This window comes from Rhodococcus sp. (in: high G+C Gram-positive bacteria), assembly GCF_049286785.1.
In the GTDB taxonomy this organism is placed as follows: Bacteria; Actinomycetota; Actinomycetes; order Mycobacteriales; family Mycobacteriaceae; genus Rhodococcus_F.
Map to the genome: position 1 here is coordinate 1 of NZ_JBAQEO010000921.1, position 1,797 is coordinate 1,797.

Sequence of the window (1,797 nt, forward strand, 5' to 3'; positions counted from 1 at the left end):
CGAATCTCGACGTCGCCCTCGACTGGGCCGCGCGCTGTCCCGGCGCCCGCGGTGGCGGCTCGGTCGTGGTCCGGCCGGTTGCCGACTTCGGGGTCTGACAGCGATGAAGGAGCGGGCCGCCGGTGCCGAGGCATCCGTCGAGGCGGTGTTCCGTGAGGAACGCGGCCGGTTGCTTGCCTCCCTCGTGCGCCGCTTCGGAGACCTCGACCTGGCCGAGGAGGTGGCGTCCGAAGCGATCGAGGTAGCCCTGCTGCGCTGGCCGGTCGAGGGTGTTCCGGCCAAGCCCGGGGCCTGGCTGCTGACCACGGCGCGGCGCCGGGCCGTCGACCGGCTGCGGCGGGACAAGGCCTACGCCGCCACGCTTGCCGTACTTCAGGTGGAGGCCGACCGGGCCGATCCCGCCCCGACCGCGGATGCGGACAGCGATCTCCCCGACGAGCGGCTTCAGTTGTTCTTCACGTGCGCGCACCCGGCTCTTCCCGCCGAGGACCGTGGGGCGCTGACTTTGCGCTGCCTGGCCGGTCTGACAACACAGGAGGTTGCGCGGGCCTTTCTCGTCCCGACCGCGACGATGGCACAGCGGATCGTGCGGGCGAAGAAGAGGATCCGCGAAGCCCGCATCCCGTTCCGGGTGCCGGGGGCCGACGAGCTACCGGACCGCTTGCCGGGGGTGCTCCAGGTTCTCTATTCGATCTTCACCGAGGGCTACGCGGCCAGTTCGGGCCCGGACCTGCAGCGGCTCGACCTCGCCGAGGAAGCCATCCGGCTGGCCCGGATACTGCGCAGGTTGCTGCCCACCGAGCGGGAGGTCGTGGGCCTGCTCGGCCTGATGCTGTTGATCCACGCGCGCCGTGACGCCCGGACCGGTCCCGATGGCGAGATCGTCTTGCTCGACGACCAGGATCGCAGCCGCTGGGACCGCAACCTGATCGACGAGGGACGCGGGCTGGTGCTCGACGCACTGACGGGTGGCCCGCCCGGCCAGTACGGTGTGCAGGCTGCGATCGCTGTCCTGCACGACGAGGCCGCGGATGTCGCGACCACCGATTGGCCGCAGGTAGTGGCCCTGTACGACGTGCTGCTCGCTCTGACGCCGTCCCCTGTGGTTGCACTGAACCGGGCTGCTGCCGTGGCCATGCGCGACGGACCGGACGCGGGTCTGGCGCTGCTCGACGAACTCGCCGACGAGCCGAAGCTCCGCGGCTACCACCCCTACCCCGCTGCCCGAGCCGAGCTGTTGAGCCGGCTCGACCGATTCCCTGAGGCCGTTGCCGCCTACCGGCAAGCACTCGACCTGGTCGGCACCGAACCCGAACGCGCACACCTGGAGTGCAGGCTGGATGAGGTGCTCAGGCGAAGTCGTCGGGAAGGATGAGGTGCATCAGAGCCCGCGCAGCCGATCAATCTCGCGGCGTTCACGCTTGGTGGGACGCCCGGCTCCCCGGTCGCGCTGAGGGAGGGTCGCGAGGAGTTCACGAGGTGGTGGGGGCGGTGTGTGATCGGTGAAGCATTCGGCGGCGACGGGTGCCCCCACGCGTTTGGTGATGGGCCGGATCACCACCACGATTCGTTCGACGCCGGCGGCGCGGATGCGCACTTCGTCGCCCACCCGGACAGGTTGGGCCGCTTTCGCAGTACTGCCGTTGACCCGGACGTGGCCCGATCGGCAAGCGGAGGCGGCTGCGGACCGGGTCTTGAAAAGGCGGACGGCCCAGGTCCAGCTGTCCACCCGGGTGCTCGCGGGGTCGGGACTGGAAATCGGCATTCCATCAGGATACGGCTGGCGGAGAATCGGGC

General features: G+C 70.3%; 2 protein-coding genes. One reads left to right on the forward strand and one right to left on the reverse strand.

Annotated elements, in window-relative coordinates:
* Positions 1-103: 103 nt before the first annotated feature.
* The gene (locus tag WAW17_RS33505) at positions 104-1,375 is read left to right on the forward strand and encodes an RNA polymerase sigma factor (RefSeq protein ID WP_422337130.1); all 1,272 of its coding nucleotides are present in this window, start codon (positions 104-106) and stop codon (positions 1,373-1,375) included.
* Positions 1,376-1,381: 6 nt separating this feature from the next.
* On the opposite strand, the gene WAW17_RS33510 is transcribed toward WAW17_RS33505, so the two are convergent.
* A complete protein-coding gene (locus WAW17_RS33510) occupies positions 1,382-1,765 on the reverse strand; it encodes an RNA-binding S4 domain-containing protein (protein ID WP_422337131.1) in 384 nt (127 codons plus the stop codon).
* Between the last annotated feature and the right edge of the window lie 32 nt (positions 1,766-1,797).

Excerpts from the sequence above, each read along its gene's own strand:
- WAW17_RS33505 (WP_422337130.1), top strand. The coding sequence starts at position 104 with ATGAAGGAGCGGGCCGCCGGTGCCGAGGCATCCGTCGAGGCGGTGTTC.
- WAW17_RS33510 (WP_422337131.1), bottom strand. The coding sequence starts at position 1,765 with ATGCCGATTTCCAGTCCCGACCCCGCGAGCACCCGGGTGGACAGCTGG.